This is a genomic window from Mesorhizobium muleiense, assembly GCF_900099905.1.
GTDB classification, from domain to species: Bacteria; Pseudomonadota; Alphaproteobacteria; order Rhizobiales; family Rhizobiaceae; genus Mesorhizobium; species Mesorhizobium muleiense.
The window spans coordinates 17,149-38,177 of the sequence record NZ_FNEE01000015.1; the positions used below are offsets into that span (position 1 = coordinate 17,149).

General features: G+C 62.3%; 23 protein-coding genes and 1 tRNA gene. 18 read left to right on the forward strand and 6 right to left on the reverse strand.

Features of this window, described 5'->3' with window-relative positions; translation table 11 throughout:
• Positions 1 to 78: 78 nt before the first annotated feature.
• From nagZ to BLT09_RS22670, 10 genes are all read left to right on the forward strand, one after another.
• A complete protein-coding gene (gene nagZ / locus BLT09_RS22625) occupies positions 79 to 1,098 on the forward strand; it encodes a beta-N-acetylhexosaminidase (RefSeq protein ID WP_023802575.1) in 1,020 nt (339 codons plus the stop codon).
• Between the two features lie 126 nt (positions 1,099 to 1,224).
• Positions 1,225 to 2,025: a segregation and condensation protein A gene (locus BLT09_RS22630; protein ID WP_091597197.1), complete on the forward strand. Its 801-nt coding sequence runs from the start codon at positions 1,225 to 1,227 to the stop codon at positions 2,023 to 2,025.
• Complete coding sequence (gene scpB, locus BLT09_RS22635) at positions 2,022 to 2,801, forward strand: SMC-Scp complex subunit ScpB (RefSeq protein ID WP_091596919.1); 780 nt, start codon at positions 2,022 to 2,024, stop codon at positions 2,799 to 2,801. Before BLT09_RS22630 ends, scpB begins: the two co-directional genes overlap by 4 nt.
• A gap of 178 nt (positions 2,802 to 2,979) precedes the next feature.
• Complete coding sequence (locus tag BLT09_RS22640; RefSeq protein ID WP_023802572.1) at positions 2,980 to 3,201, forward strand: twin-arginine translocase TatA/TatE family subunit; 222 nt, start codon at positions 2,980 to 2,982, stop codon at positions 3,199 to 3,201.
• A 29-nt stretch (positions 3,202 to 3,230) separates the two neighbouring features.
• Positions 3,231 to 3,905 carry a Sec-independent protein translocase protein TatB gene (gene tatB, locus BLT09_RS22645; RefSeq protein WP_091596921.1) on the forward strand — a complete coding sequence of 225 codons (675 nt, stop codon included), beginning with the start codon at positions 3,231 to 3,233 and terminating at the stop codon, positions 3,903 to 3,905.
• 44 nt (positions 3,906 to 3,949) lie between these two features.
• Positions 3,950 to 4,759: a twin-arginine translocase subunit TatC gene (gene tatC / locus BLT09_RS22650; protein WP_051407946.1), complete on the forward strand. Its 810-nt coding sequence runs from the start codon at positions 3,950 to 3,952 to the stop codon at positions 4,757 to 4,759.
• A 126-nt stretch (positions 4,760 to 4,885) separates the two neighbouring features.
• Positions 4,886 to 6,190, forward strand: a complete 1,305-nt coding sequence (serS, locus tag BLT09_RS22655; RefSeq protein ID WP_091596924.1) for a serine--tRNA ligase — start codon at positions 4,886 to 4,888, stop codon at positions 6,188 to 6,190.
• Positions 6,190 to 6,948 (forward strand): 5'/3'-nucleotidase SurE, encoded by a 759-nt coding sequence (gene surE / locus BLT09_RS22660; RefSeq protein WP_027156218.1) that lies wholly within the window; start codon positions 6,190 to 6,192, stop codon positions 6,946 to 6,948. The genes serS and surE overlap by 1 nt, the downstream gene beginning before the upstream one ends.
• Positions 6,945 to 7,610, forward strand: coding sequence for a protein-L-isoaspartate(D-aspartate) O-methyltransferase (locus BLT09_RS22665; RefSeq protein ID WP_027156219.1), 666 nt, complete (start codon positions 6,945 to 6,947; stop codon positions 7,608 to 7,610). Before surE ends, BLT09_RS22665 begins: the two co-directional genes overlap by 4 nt.
• A gap of 201 nt (positions 7,611 to 7,811) precedes the next feature.
• Positions 7,812 to 9,317, forward strand: coding sequence for a LysM peptidoglycan-binding domain-containing M23 family metallopeptidase (locus BLT09_RS22670; protein ID WP_091596927.1), 1,506 nt, complete (start codon positions 7,812 to 7,814; stop codon positions 9,315 to 9,317).
• 194 nt (positions 9,318 to 9,511) lie between these two features.
• Here BLT09_RS22670 and BLT09_RS22675 read toward each other — a convergent pair whose 3' ends face one another.
• A complete protein-coding gene (locus BLT09_RS22675) occupies positions 9,512 to 10,387 on the reverse strand; it encodes an ATP-binding protein (protein ID WP_091596930.1) in 876 nt (291 codons plus the stop codon).
• A gap of 277 nt (positions 10,388 to 10,664) precedes the next feature.
• Between BLT09_RS22675 and yajC the strand changes: the two genes are divergently transcribed.
• From yajC to BLT09_RS22695, 4 genes are all read left to right on the forward strand, one after another.
• Positions 10,665 to 11,003 carry a preprotein translocase subunit YajC gene (yajC, locus tag BLT09_RS22680; RefSeq protein WP_023802565.1) on the forward strand — a complete coding sequence of 113 codons (339 nt, stop codon included), beginning with the start codon at positions 10,665 to 10,667 and terminating at the stop codon, positions 11,001 to 11,003.
• 326 nt (positions 11,004 to 11,329) lie between these two features.
• On the forward strand, positions 11,330 to 13,882 hold the full coding sequence (gene secDF, locus BLT09_RS22685) for a protein translocase subunit SecDF (protein ID WP_091596933.1): 2,553 nt from the start codon (positions 11,330 to 11,332) through the stop codon (positions 13,880 to 13,882).
• A 15-nt stretch (positions 13,883 to 13,897) separates the two neighbouring features.
• Positions 13,898 to 14,287 carry an Mth938-like domain-containing protein gene (locus tag BLT09_RS22690; RefSeq protein ID WP_091596936.1) on the forward strand — a complete coding sequence of 130 codons (390 nt, stop codon included), beginning with the start codon at positions 13,898 to 13,900 and terminating at the stop codon, positions 14,285 to 14,287.
• 1 nt (position 14,288) lies between these two features.
• On the forward strand, positions 14,289 to 15,140 hold the full coding sequence (locus tag BLT09_RS22695; protein WP_167366511.1) for a phytoene/squalene synthase family protein: 852 nt from the start codon (positions 14,289 to 14,291) through the stop codon (positions 15,138 to 15,140).
• Between the two features lie 61 nt (positions 15,141 to 15,201).
• On the opposite strand, the gene BLT09_RS22700 is transcribed toward BLT09_RS22695, so the two are convergent.
• The 3 genes from BLT09_RS22700 to trmFO form a co-directional block, all read right to left on the reverse strand.
• Entirely contained in the window at positions 15,202 to 15,534 is a 333-nt protein-coding gene (locus tag BLT09_RS22700) for a type II toxin-antitoxin system RelE/ParE family toxin (protein ID WP_208602527.1), read from the reverse strand.
• Entirely contained in the window at positions 15,506 to 15,808 is a 303-nt protein-coding gene (locus BLT09_RS22705) for a type II toxin-antitoxin system ParD family antitoxin (RefSeq protein ID WP_091596942.1), read from the reverse strand. The genes BLT09_RS22700 and BLT09_RS22705 overlap by 29 nt, the downstream gene beginning before the upstream one ends.
• 70 nt (positions 15,809 to 15,878) lie before the next feature.
• Positions 15,879 to 17,288: a methylenetetrahydrofolate--tRNA-(uracil(54)-C(5))-methyltransferase (FADH(2)-oxidizing) TrmFO gene (trmFO, locus tag BLT09_RS22710; RefSeq protein ID WP_091596944.1), complete on the reverse strand. Its 1,410-nt coding sequence runs from the start codon at positions 17,286 to 17,288 to the stop codon at positions 15,879 to 15,881.
• A 99-nt stretch (positions 17,289 to 17,387) separates the two neighbouring features.
• Between trmFO and BLT09_RS22715 the strand changes: the two genes are divergently transcribed.
• Positions 17,388 to 17,987 carry a hypothetical protein gene (locus tag BLT09_RS22715; RefSeq protein WP_236473774.1) on the forward strand — a complete coding sequence of 200 codons (600 nt, stop codon included), beginning with the start codon at positions 17,388 to 17,390 and terminating at the stop codon, positions 17,985 to 17,987.
• 369 nt (positions 17,988 to 18,356) lie between these two features.
• On the opposite strand, the gene BLT09_RS22720 is transcribed toward BLT09_RS22715, so the two are convergent.
• Both BLT09_RS22720 and BLT09_RS22725 read right to left on the reverse strand, forming a co-directional pair.
• Positions 18,357 to 18,497, reverse strand: a complete 141-nt coding sequence (locus tag BLT09_RS22720) for a DUF1127 domain-containing protein (RefSeq protein ID WP_023802557.1) — start codon at positions 18,495 to 18,497, stop codon at positions 18,357 to 18,359.
• Between the two features lie 54 nt (positions 18,498 to 18,551).
• The gene (locus tag BLT09_RS22725; RefSeq protein ID WP_091596947.1) at positions 18,552 to 18,692 is read right to left on the reverse strand and encodes a DUF1127 domain-containing protein; all 141 of its coding nucleotides are present in this window, start codon (positions 18,690 to 18,692) and stop codon (positions 18,552 to 18,554) included.
• A 236-nt stretch (positions 18,693 to 18,928) separates the two neighbouring features.
• On the opposite strand from BLT09_RS22725, the gene BLT09_RS22730 reads away from it, so the two are divergent.
• From BLT09_RS22730 to BLT09_RS22740, 3 genes are all read left to right on the forward strand, one after another.
• Positions 18,929 to 20,044 (forward strand): DUF2157 domain-containing protein, encoded by a 1,116-nt coding sequence (locus BLT09_RS22730; RefSeq protein WP_091597204.1) that lies wholly within the window; start codon positions 18,929 to 18,931, stop codon positions 20,042 to 20,044.
• Positions 20,041 to 20,622: a GDYXXLXY domain-containing protein gene (locus BLT09_RS22735; protein WP_091596950.1), complete on the forward strand. Its 582-nt coding sequence runs from the start codon at positions 20,041 to 20,043 to the stop codon at positions 20,620 to 20,622. Before BLT09_RS22730 ends, BLT09_RS22735 begins: the two co-directional genes overlap by 4 nt.
• A gap of 320 nt (positions 20,623 to 20,942) precedes the next feature.
• Positions 20,943 to 21,027 (forward strand) — tRNA-Leu (locus BLT09_RS22740).
• Positions 21,028 to 21,029: the final 2 nt, after the last annotated feature.

Sequence of the window (21,029 nt, forward strand, 5' to 3'; positions counted from 1 at the left end):
GTGTGGAAGGGATTCCGGCCCGAGCGATGTGGCTCGATGCGATTCCCTTTGTCTGCGTGAAGCTCTAAACTCCCGCCCATGACCGAATCAAAATCCATGATCCTTGGCTGCGCCGGGAAATCGCTCACACGCGACGAAATCAGTTTCTATCGCAGCGAATGCCCGTGGGGATTCATCCTGTTTGCCCGCAACATCGGCGAGGCCGAGCAGATCCGCGATCTGGTCGCCGCGATGCGCGATTGTGTCGAGCGCCCGGACGCCCCGGTGTTCATCGACCAGGAAGGCGGCCGTGTGCAGCGCCTGCGGCCGCCGCTGGCACCGAATTATCCGGCCGGTGGCGCGCTCGGCGCCTTGTGGCGCAACGACCACGATGCCGGCAACCGCGCAGCATGGCTGATGGCGCGGCTGCATGCCTTCGACCTGCTGCGCTACGGCATCACGGCTGATTGCCTGCCGGTGCTCGACGTGCCGATCGAGGGCGCCAGCGACGTCATCGGCGCGCGCGCCTATGGCAAGGAGCCTCGTGCCGTCATCGAACTGGGCCGCGCCGCGGCGGAGGGCCTGATGTCGGGAGGCGTGCTGCCGGTGATGAAGCATATTCCCGGGCATGGACGGGCCTTTGCCGACACGCATTTCGAACTGCCGACCGTCGATGCCTCGATGAGCGACTTGCAGCGGCATGATTTCGCCCCGTTCAGGGAGCTCAATCATTTGCCGATGGCGATGACGGCGCATGTCGTCTACAGCGCGATCGACCCGAAGAACCCGGCCACCACCTCCGGCAAGGTCATCGACGAGATCATCCGCGGCGAAATCGGTTTCGACGGGCTGCTGATGAGCGACGACACCTCGATGAAGGCACTTTCTGGGGATTTCCCGACAAAGGCGGCGGCGATCCTTGCGGCGGGCTGCGATCTGGTCCTTCACTGCAACGGCGTTTTCGAGGAGATGGTCGGCATTGCGTCGCGCACAACGGGGCTTGAAGGCACGTCGCTGCAACGCGCGCAGCGGGCACTGACCTATATCAAGAACCGCGATCGGGCTGATGAAACCGAGATACGCGCCGAATTCGCCACCTATTTCGATGCGGTGGCCTAGACCATGATCCCGAACGGTGGGAGCCGGTTTTTCGGAACAGATCACGGTCAAACACGAAGTTAGAAGCAAAGGAAGCGACAGGAAGTGGCGGAAACGTTGGACAGCAAGGCCGGCAAGGCCGCACCGATGGACCGTCTTTGGGCCGAGAACGACGATTCGCGGCTGACCGGCGATCCCGCGCTGGTCGTCGATGTCGACGGTTTCGAGGGCCCGCTCGATCTTCTGCTGCATCTTGCCCGCAACCAGAAGGTCGATCTGTCGCGCATCTCGATCCTGGCGCTGGCCGAGCAATATCTGGCCTTCGTCGAAAAGGTGAGGGCCCTCAGGCTGGAGCTTGCCGCCGACTATCTGGTGATGGCGGCGTGGCTGGCGTTTCTCAAGTCGAAGCTTTTGATCCCCAAGCAACCCGGCGACGACGGTGAAAGCGGCGAGGAACTGGCGGCCGTGCTGCAATTCCGGTTGAAGCGGCTGGAAGCGATGCGTGACGCGGCGGCACGCCTGGTCAATCGCAATCGGCTCGGGCGCGACGTGTTCGCCCGCGGCATGCCGGAAATGGTCATCGTCGAGAAACGCAACGCCTATTCGGCCTCGCTCTACGATCTGCTGACCGCCTATGCGGCGCAACGCCAGAAGCAGGCGATCACCAATGTGACGATCGCCAGGCGCGGTGTGTGGTCGCTCAAGGATGCGCGCGACATCCTGAACAGGCTGATCGGCACGCTTGCCGACTGGACGGCGCTGGACCGTTTTCTGGTCGAATATCTGACCGACCCGGACGAGCGGCGTACCGCGATTGCCAGTTCGTTTGCGGCGACGCTGGAACTGGTGCGCGAAGGCAAAATGGAAATGCGGCAGGACGAGGTGTTTGCGCCGCTCTATCTGCGCGGTCGTGCGCAAGGCATCAGGGCAGTTGAGGTGGCATCATGAGCGAGCGCACCAACGCTTCGGTCATTCCGTTCAAGGTCGACGACGAGACCGAAGACGGCGTGCTCGCCGAGGTGCCGGCAGAAAGTCAGGCCCAGAACTTGTCCCAGAATCCTGGCGAGCGGCTGCATATGGCAGAGGCCGTGCGCATGGCCGAGGCGATCGTTTTCGCCAGCGCCGAGCCGGTCAGCGAAAAGCAGCTTGCCGGGCGCCTGCCCGACGGCATCAATATTGCCGCGGCGATGGCTGAACTGCAGCAGATTTATGCGCGGCGCGGCGTCAATCTGGTGCGCGTTGGCGATGCCTGGGCGTTCCGCACCGCCGGCGATCTCGCTTTCCTGATGAGCCGCGACACGGTGCAGCAGAAGAAGCTTTCCCGTGCGGCGCTCGAAGTGCTGGCGATCATCGCCTACCACCAGCCGGTGACGCGCGCCGAGATCGAGGATATCAGAGGCGTCGAGACCTCGAAGGGCACGCTTGACACGCTGATGGAGACCGAATGGGTGAAGATGCGCGGCCGGCGCCGCACGCCCGGCCGTCCCGTCACCTACGGCACCACCGACATCTTCCTCGACCATTTCGCGTTGGAGGAGATCCGCGATCTCCCAGGCATGGAGGAATTGAAGGGTGCCGGGCTGCTTTCGGGCCGCATGCCGTCGAATTTTTCCATTCCGATGCCGCCGGCCGACCCGGACGTGCTGACCGATGACGAGGATCCGCTGACCGACATCGACCTTGAGGAACTCGGCCTGTTGACGCCGCGCGTCGAGGAAGATTGACCGCAAGCGACGTGCCGAAAGCGATGGTATTTAACGGCTGCGCCGATTGGTAGCGGGCTGAGGCGCCGAAACTGCATGACTTCGGCCACTCATTTATGAACTCTGTCGCGGTTGTGTTTGAATCCCGGCGCGAAAGCGCATAGATCATCGTCAGAGAAAACTTTCGAGAGAGATTGTTATGGGTTCATTTTCGATTTGGCATTGGCTGATCGTGCTGGTGATCGTGCTGCTGGTGTTCGGTCGCGGCAAGATTCCCGAGCTGATGGGTGACATGGCCAAGGGTATCAAGAGCTTCAAGAAGGGCATCGCCGACGACGAGGTTGCCGAGGACAAGCGCACCGTCGAGCACCGTGCCGACGAAACCGTTTCGGCAGCGAAGGAAAAGGCCAGCAAGAGCTGAGCCCAAAACTTTAGTCGGAACGTATCGCCATGTTCGACATCGGCTGGACCGAGATGCTGGTGATCGCGATCGTCATGATCGTGGTCGTCGGGCCCAAGGATTTGCCCAAGATGCTGCGCACTTTCGGCCGCACGACGGCGAAGATGCGCGGCATGGCAGCTGACTTCCAGAAACAGTTCAACGATGCGCTGAAGGAGGCCGAGCTTGACGACGTGAAGAAGTCGGTCGATTCACTCAGAAGCCTCAACCCGGCCGCCGAGATCAGGAAACAGCTCAACCCGTTCGAGCAGGCGGCGGCCGACGTCCGTTCAGGCGTCGACGCGGTGATGAAGCCGAAGCCGGCCGCAGACCCGGTCGCCGCTTCGACGCCGCAGGATACCGAGCTGAACAATGGCGCGACGGTGCTGCCGGGCGTCGATGCCCCGGAAGCGGCGCCGGCGGCGCCGACGTTTCCGGCGATGACCGATGGTTCGGTGACACCGCCTGTCGCGACGGCGACGCCGGCCGCATCGCCAAAGGCCTCGGCGGCGAAGACGGAGGGCGCGCCAGCGAAAGCGATGCCGGCCTCCAAGGCCGCAGCGAAGCCAGCGGCAAAACCTGCTGTGACAAAGACCGCGGCTAAAAAGGCCGAGCCGAAGCCCGCACCAGCAACGGTGAAGAAGCCGGCCACAGCCGCCAAAAAGACGGCGGGAGCCGCCAAGTGAGCATTTCAGAAAAGGACGAGATCGACAAGTCGGCGGCTCCGCTGATGGAGCATCTGATCGAGTTGCGCCGGCGGCTGATGTGGTCGATCGGCGGGTTCTTCGTCGCCTTCCTGTTCTGCTTCTTCTTCGCCAAGCAGTTGTTCAACCTGCTGGTCATCCCGTTCAAATGGGCGACGCAATGGGCAGGGCTCGACCCGCACAAGGTCGAGCTGATCTACACGGCGCCGCAGGAATTCTTCTTCACCCAGGTCAAGCTGGCGATGTTCGGCGGCATGGTGATCGCCTTTCCGCTGATCGCCACCCAGATCTACAAATTCATCGCGCCCGGTCTCTACAAGAATGAACGCAACGCCTTCCTGCCGTTCCTGATCGCTTCGCCGATCCTGTTCCTGATGGGCGCGTCGCTGGTCTATTTCTTCTTCACGCCGATGGTGATGTGGTTCTTCCTCGCCATGCAGCAGGCCGGCACCGACGACCAGGTGCAGATTTCGCTGCTGCCGAAAGTGTCGGAATATCTCAGCCTGATCATGACGCTGATCTTCTCCTTCGGTCTGGTGTTCCAGTTGCCGGTGGTGACCAGCCTGATGACGCGGGTGGGCATGCTGTCGTCCGAGGCGCTGGTCGAAAAGCGCAAATGGGCAATCGTCATCGCTTTCGTCGTCGCGGCTATTCTGACGCCGCCCGACCCGATAAGCCAGATCGGCCTGGCCGTTCCCACGATCCTTCTCTACGAGGTCTCGATCTGGTCGGCCCGGCTGATCGAGCGCAGCAAGGAACGGGAACGTCTGGCGCGCGAGAAGCGGGAGGCTGCGGAAGCGGCGGCCGAAAAGCCGGCGGACGCGTCATCGACCTAGCGGCATCGCCGTTATCTTCAGGTTTGCGGGACAGCGCGGGGCGCGAGGGAACTCGATCTTCACATCTTGCATCGGTCAAGGATGCGGTTTACGCCCCCTCTAAGCCTGCTTGAGGACGAACAGACCATGCTTGACATCAAATGGATTCGCGACAATCCGAAGGCCCTTGTCGAGGCGCTCCAGAAGCGCTCGTGGCCGGTTGCGGAGGCGCAGTCCACGGTCGATGATCTGATCGCCAGGGACGAGGCGCGGCGCGAACATCTGACCGAGCTGCAGACCAGGCAGGAGCGCCGCAACGCCGCCTCGAGAGAAATCGGCAACGCCATGCGCTCGGGCGACGCCGCCCTTGCCGAAAGACTGAAGGCCGAGGTCGGCGAGATCAAGGCCTTCATCCAGAACGGCGAGGCGCGCGAACGCGAGCTCGACAAGGCGCTGAACGACGCATTGGCGGTGCTGCCCAACGTGCCGCTCGACGACGTGCCGGTCGGCAAGGACGAGCACGACAACGTCGTCAAGCGCACCGTCGGCAAGGTGCCGGCCCGCCCGAACTGGGTGAAGGAGCATTTCGAGATCGGCGAAGCGCTCGGCATGATGGATTTTGAGCGTGCGGCGAAACTGTCCGGTTCGCGGTTCACGGTGCTCAAGGGCGGACTGGCACGGATGGAGCGCGCGCTCGGCCAGTTCATGCTGGATCTGCATACGACCGAGCATGGCTACGAGGAGATCCAGCCGCCGCTGATGGTGCGCGACGAAGCTCTTTTCGGCACCGGGCAACTGCCGAAGTTCGAGGAGGATCTGTTCTTCGCCCCGCATGGCGACGGCAGGCTTGGCCTCGTTCCCACCGCCGAAGTGCCGCTGACCAATCTCGTGCGCGAAGACATCACGCCGCATGAAAAACTGCCGCTGCGCTATACCGCGCTGACGCCGTGCTTCCGTTCGGAAGCGGGCTCGGCCGGGCGCGATACGCGCGGCATGCTGCGCCAGCACCAGTTCTACAAGGTAGAACTGGTGTCGATCACCGACCAGGACACCTCGCTTGCCGAGCACGAGCGGATGACCGAATGCGCTGAGGAAGTGCTGAAGCGGCTCGGCCTGCCGTTCCGCACCGTGACGCTGTGCACCGGCGACATGGGCTTTGGCGCGCGCAAGACCTATGACATCGAGGTCTGGCTGCCGGGCCAGAACGCCTATCGCGAGATTTCGTCCTGCTCGGTCTGTGGCGATTTCCAGGCACGGCGCATGGATGCCCGCTACAAGGACAAGGACGGCAAGGGCAACCGCTTCGTCCACACGCTGAACGGTTCCGGCACCGCCGTCGGCCGCGCCCTTATTGCCGTCATCGAAAACTACCAGAATGAGGATGGCAGCGTAACCATTCCTGAAGCGCTTCGGCCTTACATGGGCGGTCTGGAAAAGATCGAATCGAGATAATGCGCATCCTCCTGACCAATGATGACGGCATCCATGCCGAGGGCCTTGCATCGCTCGAACGCATCGCCCGCACGCTGTCGGACGATGTCTGGGTGGTGGCTCCGGAGCAGGATCAGTCCGGCTATGCGCATTCGCTGTCGATCTCGGAGCCGCTGCGCCTGAGAAAGATCGGCGAAAAGCACTTTGCCGTGCGCGGCACGCCGACCGACTGCGTCATCATGGGCGTAAAAAAAATCCTGCCCGCAGCACCAGACCTGATCCTGTCCGGGGTCAATTCCGGCGCCAACATCGCCGACGACGTCACCTATTCGGGCACCGTTGCCGGCGCCATGGAAGGCGCGCTGCTCGGTGTGCGCTCGATCGCGCTCAGCCAGGCTTATTCCTATGTCGGCGAGGATCGCCTCGTCCCCTACGAGACCACCGAGGCGCTGGCGCCGGCGCTGCTCAAAAAACTGGTTGCCATGCCGCTGCCGGATGGCGTGCTGCTCAACGTCAATTTTCCGAATTGCCTTCCCGAAGAGATCGCCGGCACGGTGGTCACCTCGCAAGGCAAGCTCGTCCACAGCCTGTGGGTCGACGAGCGCCGCGACGGCCGCGGGCTTCCCTATTATTGGCTGCGCTTCGGCCGCGAGCCGGTCGAGGGCAAGCAAGGCACTGATCTCCATGCCATGCGCAACCGGCTGGTGTCGGTGACGCCGCTGCAGCTCGATCTCACGGCGCATGAAATTCGCGATCAACTGACCAAGGCGCTCGCATGAACCTGAACCATGGTCCGACGGCCGATGACCGCGAAGGCTTCGCCGCTTTCCTGCTCCGCCTGCGCGGCAAGGGCGTGGTGCCGAAGGCGCTGATCGCCGCCTTCGAGGCGACGCCGCGGCGCGGCTTCCTTTCCGCACAGTTCCATCCGATCGCCTGGTCGGACCGCATGCTACCGATCGAATGCGGCGAGGCGATCGAGGGCGCCGACCTGCAGGCTGCGGTGATCGCAGCACTTGCCATCGAGCCGGGCAACCGGGTGCTCGAGATCGGCACCGGGTCGGGCTACACGGCGGCGGTGATGTCGCGGCTCGCCGCGCGCGTCGTCACAATCGATCGCTACAAGACGCTGGTCGAGCAGGCCAAACAGCGCTTCGAGGCGCTCGGCATCGGCAATGTCATCGTGCGCCAGGCGGACGGCTCCAACGGACTGGCCAATGAAGCGCCGTTCGACCGTATCGTCGCGTGGGCGGCCTTCGACAGCCTGCCGCGCTTCCTGCTCGATCAATTGTCGAGCGGCGGCATCGTCATCGCTCCGATCGGACCCGAGGAGGGCGAGCAGGTGCTGGCCAAGCTGACCAAGGTCGGCAGCCGCTTCGAACGCGAGGACATCGGTCTCGTACGCCTGCAGCCGATCCTGCGCAGCGTGGCCGCCGTCATCTAGGATCTGTCGATATTCAGGTGATGCCCGCAACTCACCTGTCTGGTCCGTCTCCGGCTTGCCTCAGCTCTCAATCACGCCCGTCCAATGCAGCTTTAAATATTTTAAGAAAATTTGCGTCTGATTCTAGAGGTTTAACCGGCCGGTAACATTAACGCGCTTTAATCACGGTCAGTCTGTACCGGGTATCTGCGGGTAAATGCGATGCAATTCAGTATTTTGAAGGCAAACGGACGCAACCTGGCGCGGGGTATCGCCGTCCTGATGGTTGCGGGCACTACGGCGGGATGCAGTTCCCAGGTCTCGCGGTTCAACAGCGTCGACGATGTCTTCACGTCGTCGACAAACAACCAGCGCGCCATCATCGACAAGCAGGACGCCGCCCAGCCCTATCCCGGCGATGCCGCCGCGGTTTCGGCCGCGCCGCTCGACGGCAGCCACACCCAGTCGGTAAGCCGTTCAAGCCTCGAACCGGTCACGACGCAGCAATTGCCGCCGGTCGACCAGGCGCAGCCGGCTGCCGCGTCGGCGCCCGCCGCCAGTCCGGCTCGCACCGCTTCGGCGCCAGCCGCTCCCCGGGTCGACCGGACTGCGACCGGAACCGTGGCAAAGCCGTTCAAAGAGTCACAGCCCGATGCTCCGCGCATGGCGACGGCGGGCGGCGAACCGCGTGCAGCCGAGATCATCGTCAAGGACGGCGAGACCATTTCCGGCCTGTCGCGGCGCTACGGCGTGCCCGCCGACGCGCTGATGAAGGTCAATGGGCTAAGCGCGACCAACGGGCTGAAGACCGGCCAGAAGATCGTCATCCCGGCCTATGCCTATTCGGGCAAGAAACCGGCGCCGAAGCTTGCCGACGCCAAGCCTGCGAACGACACAAAACACGATGTGCCGGCCAAGGCGCCGGAGATGGTGGCCGTGCTGCCGCAGCAGCCCAAGCCTAGGGAGGGCAAGTCCGCCGCGCAGGTGGATGCATCGGCCGCAGCAAGCCAGCCGAAGGACGCCGCACCCAAGGCGGCTGGTGCCGGTGGCTCCTACACCGTGCAGCAGGGTGATACGCTGTCGGCCATAGCCAGGAAGACCGGCATCGGCGTGGTTGCGTTGAAGCAGGCGAACGGCATGCAGGACGGTCTGCTCAAGATCGGCCAGACATTGAAGGTGCCGGCCGGCGGAACCGCGACGGTGGCCAACGCCAAGCCGGCAAAGGTCGATCCGGTAACAACTGCCACCACCCCGCCTGCGGCTAAGACGACGCCGTCGGAAACGCTCGCCGCCTACACGCCGCCGAAGAAGGAAAAGGTCATCCAGCAGGCCGAGGACGACGACGCGGTCGCGCCGAACGCCACCGGTATCGGCAAGATGCGCTGGCCGGTGCGCGGCCGCGTGATCTCCAGTTTCGGCGGCGGCAAGGACGGTGTCGACATCGCCGTGCCGGAAGGAACGCCAGTCAAGGCGGCCGAGAACGGCGTCGTCATCTATGCCGGCGATGGCCTCAAGGAATTCGGCAATACGGTGCTGGTGCGCCACGAGAACGGTTTGGTCACAGTCTATGGTCACGCCCGTTCGATAGAGGTCCAGCGCGGCCAGAAGGTCAAGCGCGGCCAGGAAATCGCGCAGTCCGGCATGAGCGGCACCACCGACTCGCCGAAACTGCATTTCGAAGTGCGCAAGAATTCGGCGCCGGTCGATCCTTCGACCTATCTTGAATAAAGAAAGTCGATCCTTCGACCTATCTTGAATAGAACAAGAAAAGCGATTGCGGGCCGCCTGACCTCCAGTCCGGCCCGCCGGCTCAGCCCGCTCCGCAAGGGGCGGGCTTTTTCAGGGGCTTTTCCGGACCATGATCTTGTCCGAAAACCGGGCTCCACTTTTTGCTACGCTGACCTTCGGTTCGGGATCATGGTCTAATCCTGGAGCGACTTGCCGAGCCGGCCTGCCAGATCCTGGGTGTACTGCCAGGCGACGCGGCCCGAACGGCTGCCGCGCGTCGTCGCCCATTCCAGCGCCTCGGCGCGCAGCGTCTCGGGATCGATGGCGAGTCCGTGATGGCGGACATATCCGTCGATCATGTCGAGATACTCGTCCTGCGAGCATTTGTGGAAGCCGAGCCAGAGGCCGAAACGGTCGGAGAGCGAGACTTTTTCCTCGACCGCTTCCGACGGGTTGATGGCGGTCGAGCGCTCGTTGTCGATCATGTCGCGCGGCAAAAGGTGGCGCCGGTTCGACGTGGCGTAGAAGATCACATTGGCCGGGCGGCCCTCGACTCCGCCTTCGAGCGCCGCCTTCAGCGACTTGTAGGACGTGTCGTCGCGGTCGAATGAGAGGTCGTCGCAAAACAGGATAAAACGGTAAGGCGCTGCCTTCAGCAGCGCCATCAGCTTCGGCAGCGTGTCGATGTCCTCGCGGTGGATCTCGATGAGTTTGAGTGGCAGGTCCAGCTTTGCCGATGCGTTGACCGCCGCATGCACGGCCTTGACCAGCGAGGATTTTCCCATGCCGCGTGCGCCCCACAACAGCACGTTGTTGGCTGCGTAACCGGAGGCGAAACGCTCGGTGTTGTCGACCAGTATGTCGCGTACGCGGTCGACGCCGCGGATCAAACCGATGTCGACGCGGTTGACCTTGCGCACCGGCTCCAGATAGCCGGGATCAGCCTGCCAGACAAAGCAGTCGGCCCCGCCTAGATCGGTTTCCGGCACCGGAGGCGGGGCGAGGCGGGCGACCGCCTCGATCAGGCGGTCGAGCTTCCTGTTCAGGGCTTCGGTGGTGCTGTCGGTCATTCTTGTCTTTTGTTTTTGCATTCACGAAGCAACGGAACCTATTGATTCCGGCGGTTTCGGAACCGGCTCCAACCTTTTGTTAGGGCACGATCTTTTTCGAGAACCGCGCTCCATCTTTCGGGACCATGCTCTAACACGGCTCAACCAGCCGGAAAAGCAGCTGAAATGCTCGGCCGCAGTTGCATTGGCAACTTTACCGACTATATTCCGGCCAAATTTCACGGGGCCGCCAAATTACCCGTTTGGCGGCTGTTTTTCAAAATTCAGGAGTACTTCGATGTTCGTGACACCGGCATATGCCCAAGGCGTCGGCACCTCCCCGGATATGTTCATCAGCATTTTGCCGTTTGTCCTGATTTTCGTGATCATGTATTTTCTGATCATCCGGCCGCAGCGCACGCAGTTGAAGAAGCGCGGCGAGATGCTGGCGGCGGTGCGCCGCGGCGATACGGTCGTCACTGGCGGCGGTTTCGTCGGCAAGGTGACCAAGGTCATCGACGACAACGAGCTCGAGATCGATCTCGGCGGTGGCACCAAGGTAACGGCGCTGCGCTCGACGATTGCCGATGTGCGCGTCAAGGGCGAGCCAGTGGCGAACCAGAACGCCAAGAAATAAACCGATTGTCGGCGGACGATCTGCGGATACACCCAGACCGACAAACGCCATTTGCTGTATTGTCGCGCTTCAGGACGAACCTGATCTGGCTGGCCGCCGGTACCACGGGGCGCCAACGATCTCGTGATGCCATTGCGCGCTGGTCCCAAGACGGCAAGATTGACAATAGTTGAAGAAAGCCCGATGGCAGCATCAAAGTGAACTGCCTTGTGCTCGACATCAACCTTTGTGCGGACCACGGCGAGCCAGTGGCGAACCAGAGCGCCTAGAAATAACCCAATTCCAGGCGGAACGATCCGCCCGAATGCCGTGACGGACGACGCCATATGCTCTATTTCTCGCGCTTCAAGATGATCCTGATCTGGCTGGCCGTGGCCGCCACAGTGATCCTGGCTGCGCCCAATCTTTTTTCGGCAAGCACGCTCGCCAAGCTTCCCGACTGGGTGCCGAAGCGCCAGATGACGCTCGGCCTCGATCTGCAGGGCGGCTCGCATATCCTGCTCAGGATGGATCCGAACGATCTGATCAAGGATCGGCTGGAGACGACGCGCGACGAAATCAGGACGCGGCTGCGCGATGCCAAGATCGGTTATAGCGGCCTTGCCGGATCAGGCCGGGCCGTGCAGGTCCGCATCACAGATCCCGGTCAGGTCGAAGCCGCCAAGACGGCGCTGAAGACATTGACCGACCCGGTGGCCGCCGGCCTGTTCAGCGGCGGCTCCGTCCAGGAAATGTCGCTGGATGATTCCGAGCCCGGCCTGCTCAAATTCGCCTTCACCGATGCCGGCATCAAGTATCGCACGTCGACGGCGCTGGCGCAGTCGCTCGAAGTCGTCGAGCGCCGCGTCAACGAACTCGGCACCACCGAGCCGATCGTGCAACGCCAAGGCGACGACCGCATTCTGGTGCAGGTGCCGGGCCTGCAGGATCCGCAACGGCTGAAGGACATTCTAGGCCAGACCGCCAAGCTGACCTTCCAGATGGTCGACCAGTCGATGCCGGTGCAGGACGCGCTCAACGGTCGTCCGCCGGCCGGATCCTCGGTGTTGTATTCGCAGGATGATCCGCCGGTTCCCTATCTGATCGAGAACCGCGTCATCGTTTCTGGCGAAAATCTCGTCGATGCGCAGGCGACGTACAATTCCCAGACCAATGAGCCGGTGGTTTCGTTCACCTTCGATTCCAAGGGGGCGGCGCGTTTCGGCCAGGCCACCTCGCAGAATGTCGGCAAGCTGTTTGCCATCATCCTCGACAATCAGGTGATTTCGGCGCCGCAGATCCGCGAACCGATCCTTGGCGGCAGCGGCCAGATCTCAGGCAATTTCACCGCCGAGAGCGCCAACGATCTCGCCGTGCTGCTGCGTGCCGGCGCGCTGCCGGCGACGCTGACGGTGATCGAAGAGCGCACGGTAGGCCCTGGGCTCGGCGAAGATTCCATTCACGCCGGCAAGGTTGCCGGCGTGATCGGCTCCATCCTCGTCGTCGTGTTCATGTTCGTGGCCTATGGCTTTCTCGGCTTCATTGCCAACATCGCGCTGGCGGTGCATGTCGCGATGATCATCGGGTTGTTGTCATTGCTTGGCGCGACACTGACATTGCCCGGCATCGCCGGCATCGTGCTGACCATCGGCATGGCGGTCGATTCAAACGTTCTCATCTACGAGCGCATCCGCGAGGAGCGACGAAACGGTCGCTCGGTAATCCAGGCGATCGACACGGGCTTTTCCAAAGCGCTGGCGACCATCGTCGATTCGAACGTCACCTCGCTGATCGCGACCGTGGTGCTGTTCTGGCTCGGGACCGGGCCGGTGAAGGGCTTTGCCGTAACCTTCGCCATCGGCATTCTGACCACCGTCTTCACCGCCTTCACCTTCACCCGCCTGCTGGTGTCGATCTGGCTTCGCCGCGCCCGCCCGAAGGAATTGCCGCGCGCGCCGGTGACCTTCGTCCCGCCGGGCACGCGAATTCCGTTCATGGGCATCCGCCGCTGGACATTCGCGCTGTCCAGCGTGCTGTCGATCCTGGCGGTCGTGCTGTTCATGACCGTCGACATCAATTACGGCATCGACTTCAAGGGCGGTTCGCTGATCGAGGTCCAGGCCAAGGATGGCACCGCCGATATTGCCGACATCCGCGGCAGGCTTTCAGAACTCAACATCGGCGAAGTGCAGGTGCAGCAGTTCGGCGACCCGAACGACGTCTTGATCCGCGTCGGCACGCAGGAGGGCGGCGAGAACGCCGAACAGACCGTCATCGACAAGGTGCGTGGCGAGTTGCAGGACCATTACGATTTCCGCCGCGTCGAGGTGGTGGGACCGACGGTTTCCGGCGAGCTTGCCAAGCAAGGCACCATCGCCATGCTGATCGCGCTGCTCGGAATCCTGGTCTATGTCTGGTTCCGCTTCGAATGGCAGTTCGCGGTCGGCGCCATCATCGCCACGGTCCACGATGTGGTCATGACCATCGGCTTCTTTGTCATCACCGGTCTCGAATTCAACCAATCGTCGCTTGCAGCGATACTCACCATCATCGGCTACTCGCTCAATGACACCATCGTCGTCTATGATCGTGTTCGCGAAGACTTGCGAAAATACAAGAGGATGCCGCTGCCGCAATTGTTGAACAACGCCATCAACGAGACGCTGTCGCGAACGACGCTGACCTCGGTGACGACGATGCTCGCGCTGCTGGCGCTTGTGCTGTTCGGCGGCGAGGTGATCCGCTCGTTCACGCTGGCGATGCTGTTCGGCGTCGTCTTCGGAACCTATTCGTCGATCTTCATCGCCGCGCCATTGCTCATCCTGTTCAAGCTGCGGCCGGAAACCGCGACGGCCGATGTGGAGAAGCCGGTGAGCGGCGGCAAAGCCATAGCAATCTGACGGGCGGCCAACGGGATGACCAAAGGCATTGTCATCCGTGAAGCGCATTTCCCCGGCCGTGCGCCGATCGAGGCCTATGGCAATGGTGGGTTTCGTTTCGCCGACATGTCGCATCGCGGCTCGCTCCTGTGCCTGCCGTCGGGCATCTATGGCTGGGAGCCGGCTGATCCCCTGGCACTGACGGCGGCGGATCTCGCCAAGCTGCTCAACGAGGCTGACCAGGTCGAGATCCTGCTGGTCGGCGCCGGCAAGGATCTCAGGCCGTTGCCGGCGGCGCTGCGTGCTGTGTTGAAGGCGGCGGGCATTGCGGCCGATCCGATGTCGACTGGTGCTGCCGTGCGGACCTACAATGTTCTCCTGGCGGAAAACCGTGCGGTGGCCGCCGCGCTGATTGCCGTCGAGTAACGTGAGCGAAAACGCCAAAATCGTCATGGAAACGGTGCGCGCCGCCGACCATGATCGCTATGTTTGCGCGCTCTATGCGCCCGAGGACAAGCGTGACGCGTTGTTTTCGCTCTATGCCTTCAATGCCGAGATATCAGGCATTCGCGACCGTATCCGCGAGGCACTGCCCGGCGAGGTGCGACTGCAATGGTGGCGCGATGTCATCGCCGCCGAGGACGCCGGGGTAGGCACCGGCCACCCCGTCGCCGACGCGTTGAAGGCGACGATTTCCGCCCATCACCTGCCGAAGCCCGCCTTCGAGAACATGCTCGAAGCCCGTATTTTCGATCTCTATGACGACCCCATGCCGTCGCGCACCGATCTGGAAGGCTATTGCGGCGAGACAGCAGCTGCGCTCATCCAGCTTGCAGCGATGGTGCTCGATCCCGTCGAAGCGCCGCGTTTCGCCGAACTTGCGGGCAGGGCAGGTTGCGCACAAGCGATGACCGGCCTTTTGCTGCTGCTGCCATTGCATCGCAAGCGTGGGCAATGCTTTGTCCCGGCCGACATTCTGGCCGCGGCAGGATCATCGTCCGAGGAGTTCGTTGCGGGCAATGACGGGCCTGGAGCAAAACGCGCCGTCGCCGCAATGATCGCGCTGGCGCAAGAACATCTTGCAGCTTTTGAAAGCGGTGCATCGTCGTTGCCGGATTCGCTCAGACCAGCATTTTTGCCGCTGGCCTTGTCGCGCGCCTATCTCGGCAAGATGGAAAGTTCTCGTCAGTCACCTCTGAACGGGGTGGCGCGGCTCTCGACCTGGCGCCGGCATTTTCTGTTGTTGCGCCGCGCGACGCGAGGCTGGCCGGACGCCTGAAGGCTGCCAAGCATGAAGGAATCCGGAAAGCTGGAACTATCACGGCAGCCGTAGACGTCTGTCACGATGGGTCGCTCGATCCGCCATCGCGCATCAACGCCTCATAGTCGCGACCGCCATAGAAGATGTTGACGATGCGGACGAGTTCGTCATCGACAACGTAAGCGATGATGGCAGAGTGCTCGAACGGCACTGACCGCAATCCCGGCGCAATGTCATCGCGCGACCGGCCACCACGAGGCGCATTGCCGATGCTCTGGCAGCGTTGTTTAATCCGATCGACAAAACCATTTGCGATGCTTTCGCTGCCGCTGCTCTCAAGGATGTAGGCAGCCATCGCTTCGAGATCGGCAATAGCTTCTTCGCTAAGAGCGACGGCGAGACGCTGTATCATCATTGTCTCGCTCGCGTTGTGAAATCCTGCTCTTTACCCTGTCGATTGCTTCTTCGAGCGAAACAGCGGGCCTTGTATCCTCGATCGATGCCTTCACGCGCGCCCTGATCGAGGCCATGCGCTCGGCATGCTCTTCCTCCTCGCGCTGGAAGGCGCGAAGGGCTGCACGGATGACCTCGCTCGCCGATCCAAAGGTGCCATCCTCGACTTTTTCGCGGATCATGCGCGCCATGGCGGGCGTGACAGTGACGGACAGTTTCTCTGCGGGTTCCATGGAATTGCTCCCTATAGTAGGATATTATCCTACTCTCCTGTCGACCGATCGACAAGAACAGACAGGCGGGCTACTCGGCCGCTTCCGCCTGGGAAGGCAGCCCCAGCCATTCGCGGCAGGCGGCCAGCGCGCGCGATGTCACCGCACGCCGCTTGGCGACGGTCTTGTCCTTGCCGCGCAGGCGTTTTCCCTCGGCTTGCGGCACTTCCAGCGGAGGGAACAAGCCGAAATTGATGTTCATCGGCTGGAATGAGCGCTTTCCCGGCTCGTCGTCGGAAACGATGTGACCGCCGGTAATATGGTTGAGCAGCGCGCCAAAGGCTGTGGTCATCGGCGGCAGCGCCGGCGCGTGGCCCAACCGCTCGGCGGCGGCAAAGCGCCCGGCAAGCAGGCCGATGGCGGCACTTTCGACATAGCCCTCGCAGCCGGTGATCTGGCCGGCGAAGCGCAGGCCGGGCCGTGATTTCAACTGCAGCGATTGGTCAAGCAACGTCGGCGAATTGATATAGGTGTTGCGGTGCAGGCCGCCGAGGCGGGCAAACTCGGCGTTTTCGAGGCCCGGGATGGTGCGGAACACGCGCACCTGCTCGGCGTGCTTCAGCTTGGTCTGGAAACCGACCATGTTGTAGAGCGTGCCCAGCGCATTGTCCTGGCGAAGCTGCACGACGGCATAGGCCTTTACCGACGGATTGTGCGCATTGGTCAGCCCCATCGGCTTCATCGGCCCATGGCGCAGCGTCTCGACGCCGCGCTCGGCCATGATCTCGATCGGCAGGCAGCCGTCGAAATAGGGCGTGCCTTCCCATTGCTTGAATTCGGTCTTTTGGCCGTCGACAAGCGCCTGCACGAAGGCAAGATATTGCTCCTTGTCCATCGGACAGTTGATGTAATCCTTGCCGGTGCCGCCAGGTCCGACCTTGTCGTAGCGCGACTGGAACCAGCAGATGTCCATGTCGATCGTGTCGAAATGGACGATCGGCGCGATGGCGTCGAAGAAGGCGAGCGCATCGGCCCCGGTCACTTCCGCGATCGATTGGGCGAGCCCAGGTGCGGTCAGCGGGCCGGTGGCGATGATCGCCTGGTCCCAATCCGCCGGCGGCAGGCCTGGCACTTCCTCGCGCTGGATGGTGATAAGCGGGTGCGCTTCGAGCTTTTTTGTCACCGCTCCGGAAAACCCGTCGCGGTCGACAGCCAGCGCACCGCCGGCCGGCACCTGGTGCGCGTCGCCGGCGCTCATGATCAGCGAACCGGCCAGCCGCATTTCGGCGTGCAGCAGGCCGACGGCGTTGGTCTGCGCATCGTCGGAGCGGAAGGAATTGGAACAGACGAGTTCGGCCAATCCATCCGTCTTGTGCGCATCGGTGCCGCGGATGGGACGCATTTCATGCAGCACGACGGGAACGCCGGCTTCGGCCGCCTGCCAAGCGGCTTCAGAACCGGCCAGGCCACCGCCGATGACGTGAATGGAATTCTTGTTCATGAGCGCCGAAATAATCCTTTGTAGCTGCGATTGCAATTACACGAGCCGGCCGCGTTGCCGCCAAGTGCGGCAATCGTCTACTGTCGGAGAATGGACGGGATGCTTGGGATCTTTGCCAGAGCGACATTTCTGACAGTCGTGATCGCCGTGGGCGGATCAGCGGCCGCCGGCGAACTGGCCGCGACGGCTTCCAAGCGGATCCCCATCTGCCACGGCTACAGTTGCAACTATCGCACGATGCTGGCGCTTGGCCCCGGTGACGGCGCGCGTTTCCGCTCTATCCTGCGTGCCGGCGCCGGTTCGCCCCAAGCCGAGCGAGCCGCCATTTCGAAGGCTGTTCGCTATTTCGAGCAGCGCATTTTCCGGGCCACCGGCATTCGCGATCTGCCGCAGTCGGAATTCGGCGCATCGCGCATCAGGGGCCAGATGGATTGTGTCGACGAATCGACCAATACACATGCGCTGCTGGCCTATCTTGCCGAGCGAAAATTGCTCAGGTTCCACAAGGTCGAGGACAAGGCCTCGCGAGGCTTGTTTGTCGACGGGCGCTATCCCCATTGGACGGCGGTGATCAGCGACCGCAGGGGCACCGAGTGGGTGGTGGATTCCTGGTATGCGCCGATGGGTGGCGCACCGGACATTTTTCCGCTGAGCCAGTGGAAGAAGCGAGGTGTGCTGGAAAGCGGTGCGCTCGACTGACGACAGGGACTTCCCCGCCAGGACGAATTCCCAGAACGATTCTCAGAGTGTGCGTCGAGCCTGAAAAACAACAACACCCGCCGGGGGAGGATCCGGCGGGTGTCGTTTTGCTGGTCGATCCTCGGGAGGAGGTGAAGATCGACCGTATTCGCCATCGCCGGGGAGGAGGTCGGCTTTGACGAAATTCCTTTCGCCTGATGGAAGGGGGCGAAACCCTTTTGGACGAAATCGCTTCGCCCTGGGGGAAACAGCGCCCGCCGCGGGAGGAGGTGCGGCGGGCGCCGTTTTTGTGGTCAACCCTCGGGAGGAGGTGAAGGCTGACCGTATCCGTCAGGGTCGGGGAGGAGGTCGACCCTGGCGAAATTCTGACTAGATCGCCTTGCGGGCGATGCTCTTGATCTCTTCGCGGACGATGCCGAGATCATGCAGCTGGCGGTTCGAAAGGCGACCCAGCTCGGTAACCGTCGAGCGATAAACGCGCCAGTTACGATAGTTGCGGATCAGGTTCATTATCGTTCTCTTTTCAAGTCAAACTGGTTCGGACCATTTGCGGTCCGAAGAGGATTAGACCGCCTTGCGGGCGACGTAGTGGATGTCGCTGCGGCTGATGCCGAGGTCGGTCAGTTCACGGGTGCTCAGGCGGCTCAGCTCGGAAACAGTGTCCCGGTAGCGGCGCCAGTTGCGGTAGTTGCGGATCAGGTTCATGGTATTCTCGTTTCGTCTTTCTTCCGGATTATTCCGTCTTTGTGTACGACCAGAAGATAGGTCGGGTCATATCGATTTAAAAGCGCTATTGGTGCATGGCAGCAATGCAAATTGTGCAATGCACAATCACCGGCAATTCTCGTCTTCGCCATAGATTGGCCCGAATCGGAAAATGCCGTAGCGTCAACGGCTTGTCCGGGTCGGCTGAAGAAACGACCAAGCTGGAGGAGAAAGGCATGGCGAGCTATTCGTCGCTGGTCAGGGCCGATATCGCACGATGGCTGCAGGCCGGCCTGATCGACGCCTCGACGGCCGACGCGCTGACGCGCGACGTCGACGCCAATGAGCGCAATTCACTGAGCTTCGGTTCGATCCTGGCGATGATGGCGGCGCTGCTTTTTGGTGCGGCCGTGCTGATCTTCGTCGCCGCCAACTGGGAAGCGATCCCGCGGCTGGCGCGGGTGGCTGGGCTCTTCGCCATCATCTTCGCCGGCTATGTCGGCGGCGCCGTGCTGAAGACACGCGACCATGCTGCAATCGGCGAGGCATTCTGGATCGTCGCCGCGGCGGCATTTGGCGGATCGATTGCGCTGATCGGCCAGATGTACCATTTGTCCGGTGATGAAGCGTCGGCCTTGATCACCTGGGGCGCGGGCACCGCCCTGGCGGCAGTTGCGCTGCGCTCGAACCCGCTGACCGTCGCTTCTGTCGGCATTGCCGACGCGTGGCTGTTCCTGAGAGGCTTCGACTATTTCAGGCGCTCGGAATTTCCGCACCTGTTCGTCGCCATGGCGATCGTGTTGTTCGCCATTTCGTTCTGGACCCGCAGCCAGGCGGCGCGGCATCTGATCGTCCTGTCGGTCATCTTTTATCTCGTGCTGTTGTTTACGGAATACGAAACGCTGCAGGTCGCCATCCCGCTTATTGTCGTGTCGGCGCTGCTTTTCGCGGCTGCGATCTTCGCTGCCGAGCCCGTCGACCGGATATTGCAGCTTGGCGGCCGTCTGCCCTTGCATGCGCTGATCGGGTTTCTCACCGGCCTGGCGATGATCCAGTTCGAACTGGCTGGTGAAAGCAATAACAGCGGCTTCGGCATTGCCTCGGCCATTGCGCTTGCCGGCATTGTCGCGGCAATCGTGCTGGGCGGCCGCGAGAGCAGGGGCTTGCGCTGGGTTGCCTATGCCGGCTTCGCCTTCGAACTCGCCATCATCTATGTGGTGATGCTGCAGTCGATGCTCGACACGGCAGGCTTCTTCCTTGCAGCCGCTATGCTTCTTGGCCTGCTTGCCCTTGTCATCCTCCGCGTGGAGAAGCGCATGAGGCTCCCGAGCGTAGAAGGAGCAGCGGCATGATGACCGGCAAAAAACTGATCATTTCAGCGCTGGTGCTGGCACTCGTCCAGATCGGCTTCCTGATGTGGATCATCGCCGGCCGGGCGGCGATCCTGCGCGACGGCGAGCAGGTGCTGCTGAGGGTCGAACCGATCGACCCGCGCGATCTGCTGCGCGGCGACTACATTATACTCAGCTATGATATTTCGCGCCTGCCGGTGAAGCTGATCGCCAACATTCCGACCGGCAAGCTGACGAGCGACGATACGCCGATCGTGGTCAGGCTGAGACGGGGCTCCGACGGCTATTGGGGCGCGACCACGGCCTGGTTCGGGCAAGCGCCGGCACCGGCAGCATCCGATGAAGTCGATATCGTCGGGCATGTGTCAGAAGGGTGGGATCTCAGCGCAGCCACGACGATCGCGCCGAATTACGGCATCGAGCGCCTCTATCTGCCGGAAGGCGAGGGGATGGCGATCCAGAACGACATGCGGGTGCGGCCGTTCGGCGTCCGCGTCGCAATCGCAACCGATGGCGCCGCGCAGATCAAGGCGCTGATGGACGGCGACAAGACGCTGTTCGAGGAACCGCTCTATTAGTATTGGCCGGTCGGCGACGATCGCATGCTGGGACCTGAATCTGCGAAATTGACAGATGGTTCACGCTCCAGGTGTTCGAGGAGTCGTCACCAAAACCTTGATCCACTGTTCAAGGGGAGCAGTGGTGCGGGTAGAGGGACTCGAACCCCCACGTTCTTACGCCAGAACCTAAATCCCATGGACGGTGTCAGTGCTGCGTTGATTTCATTGCGTAATTTGGCAATACGCTGGACATGCCGGGGCACAGTACGGGCATACCGGACACACTTTCGGGCACAGTCTTGCGCCAAGTGTCCGGTGCCTGTAGAGGAAGCGCCGGAGCGCGTGTGGCGGAATTGGTAGACGCAGCAGGTTTAGGTCCTGCCGCCGCAAGGTGTGGGGGTTCGAGTCCCTTCACGCGCACCATA

Coding starts and splice junctions, on each gene's coding strand:
- nagZ (WP_023802575.1), top strand. CDS start 79: ATGACCGAATCAAAATCCATGATCCTTGGCTGCGCCGGGAAATCGCTC.
- BLT09_RS22630 (WP_091597197.1), top strand. CDS start 1,225: ATGGACCGTCTTTGGGCCGAGAACGACGATTCGCGGCTGACCGGCGAT.
- scpB (WP_091596919.1), top strand. CDS start 2,022: ATGAGCGAGCGCACCAACGCTTCGGTCATTCCGTTCAAGGTCGACGAC.
- BLT09_RS22640 (WP_023802572.1), top strand. CDS start 2,980: ATGGGTTCATTTTCGATTTGGCATTGGCTGATCGTGCTGGTGATCGTG.
- tatB (WP_091596921.1), top strand. CDS start 3,231: ATGTTCGACATCGGCTGGACCGAGATGCTGGTGATCGCGATCGTCATG.
- tatC (WP_051407946.1), top strand. CDS start 3,950: ATGGAGCATCTGATCGAGTTGCGCCGGCGGCTGATGTGGTCGATCGGC.
- serS (WP_091596924.1), top strand. CDS start 4,886: ATGCTTGACATCAAATGGATTCGCGACAATCCGAAGGCCCTTGTCGAG.
- surE (WP_027156218.1), top strand. CDS start 6,190: ATGCGCATCCTCCTGACCAATGATGACGGCATCCATGCCGAGGGCCTT.
- BLT09_RS22665 (WP_027156219.1), top strand. CDS start 6,945: ATGAACCTGAACCATGGTCCGACGGCCGATGACCGCGAAGGCTTCGCC.
- BLT09_RS22670 (WP_091596927.1), top strand. CDS start 7,812: ATGCAATTCAGTATTTTGAAGGCAAACGGACGCAACCTGGCGCGGGGT.
- BLT09_RS22675 (WP_091596930.1), bottom strand. CDS start 10,387: ATGACCGACAGCACCACCGAAGCCCTGAACAGGAAGCTCGACCGCCTG.
- yajC (WP_023802565.1), top strand. CDS start 10,665: ATGTTCGTGACACCGGCATATGCCCAAGGCGTCGGCACCTCCCCGGAT.
- secDF (WP_091596933.1), top strand. CDS start 11,330: ATGCTCTATTTCTCGCGCTTCAAGATGATCCTGATCTGGCTGGCCGTG.
- BLT09_RS22690 (WP_091596936.1), top strand. CDS start 13,898: ATGACCAAAGGCATTGTCATCCGTGAAGCGCATTTCCCCGGCCGTGCG.
- BLT09_RS22700 (WP_208602527.1), bottom strand. CDS start 15,534: ATGATACAGCGTCTCGCCGTCGCTCTTAGCGAAGAAGCTATTGCCGAT.
- BLT09_RS22705 (WP_091596942.1), bottom strand. CDS start 15,808: ATGGAACCCGCAGAGAAACTGTCCGTCACTGTCACGCCCGCCATGGCG.
- trmFO (WP_091596944.1), bottom strand. CDS start 17,288: ATGAACAAGAATTCCATTCACGTCATCGGCGGTGGCCTGGCCGGTTCT.
- BLT09_RS22715 (WP_236473774.1), top strand. CDS start 17,388: ATGCTTGGGATCTTTGCCAGAGCGACATTTCTGACAGTCGTGATCGCC.
- BLT09_RS22720 (WP_023802557.1), bottom strand. CDS start 18,497: ATGAACCTGATCCGCAACTATCGTAACTGGCGCGTTTATCGCTCGACG.
- BLT09_RS22725 (WP_091596947.1), bottom strand. CDS start 18,692: ATGAACCTGATCCGCAACTACCGCAACTGGCGCCGCTACCGGGACACT.
- BLT09_RS22730 (WP_091597204.1), top strand. CDS start 18,929: ATGGCGAGCTATTCGTCGCTGGTCAGGGCCGATATCGCACGATGGCTG.
- BLT09_RS22735 (WP_091596950.1), top strand. CDS start 20,041: ATGATGACCGGCAAAAAACTGATCATTTCAGCGCTGGTGCTGGCACTC.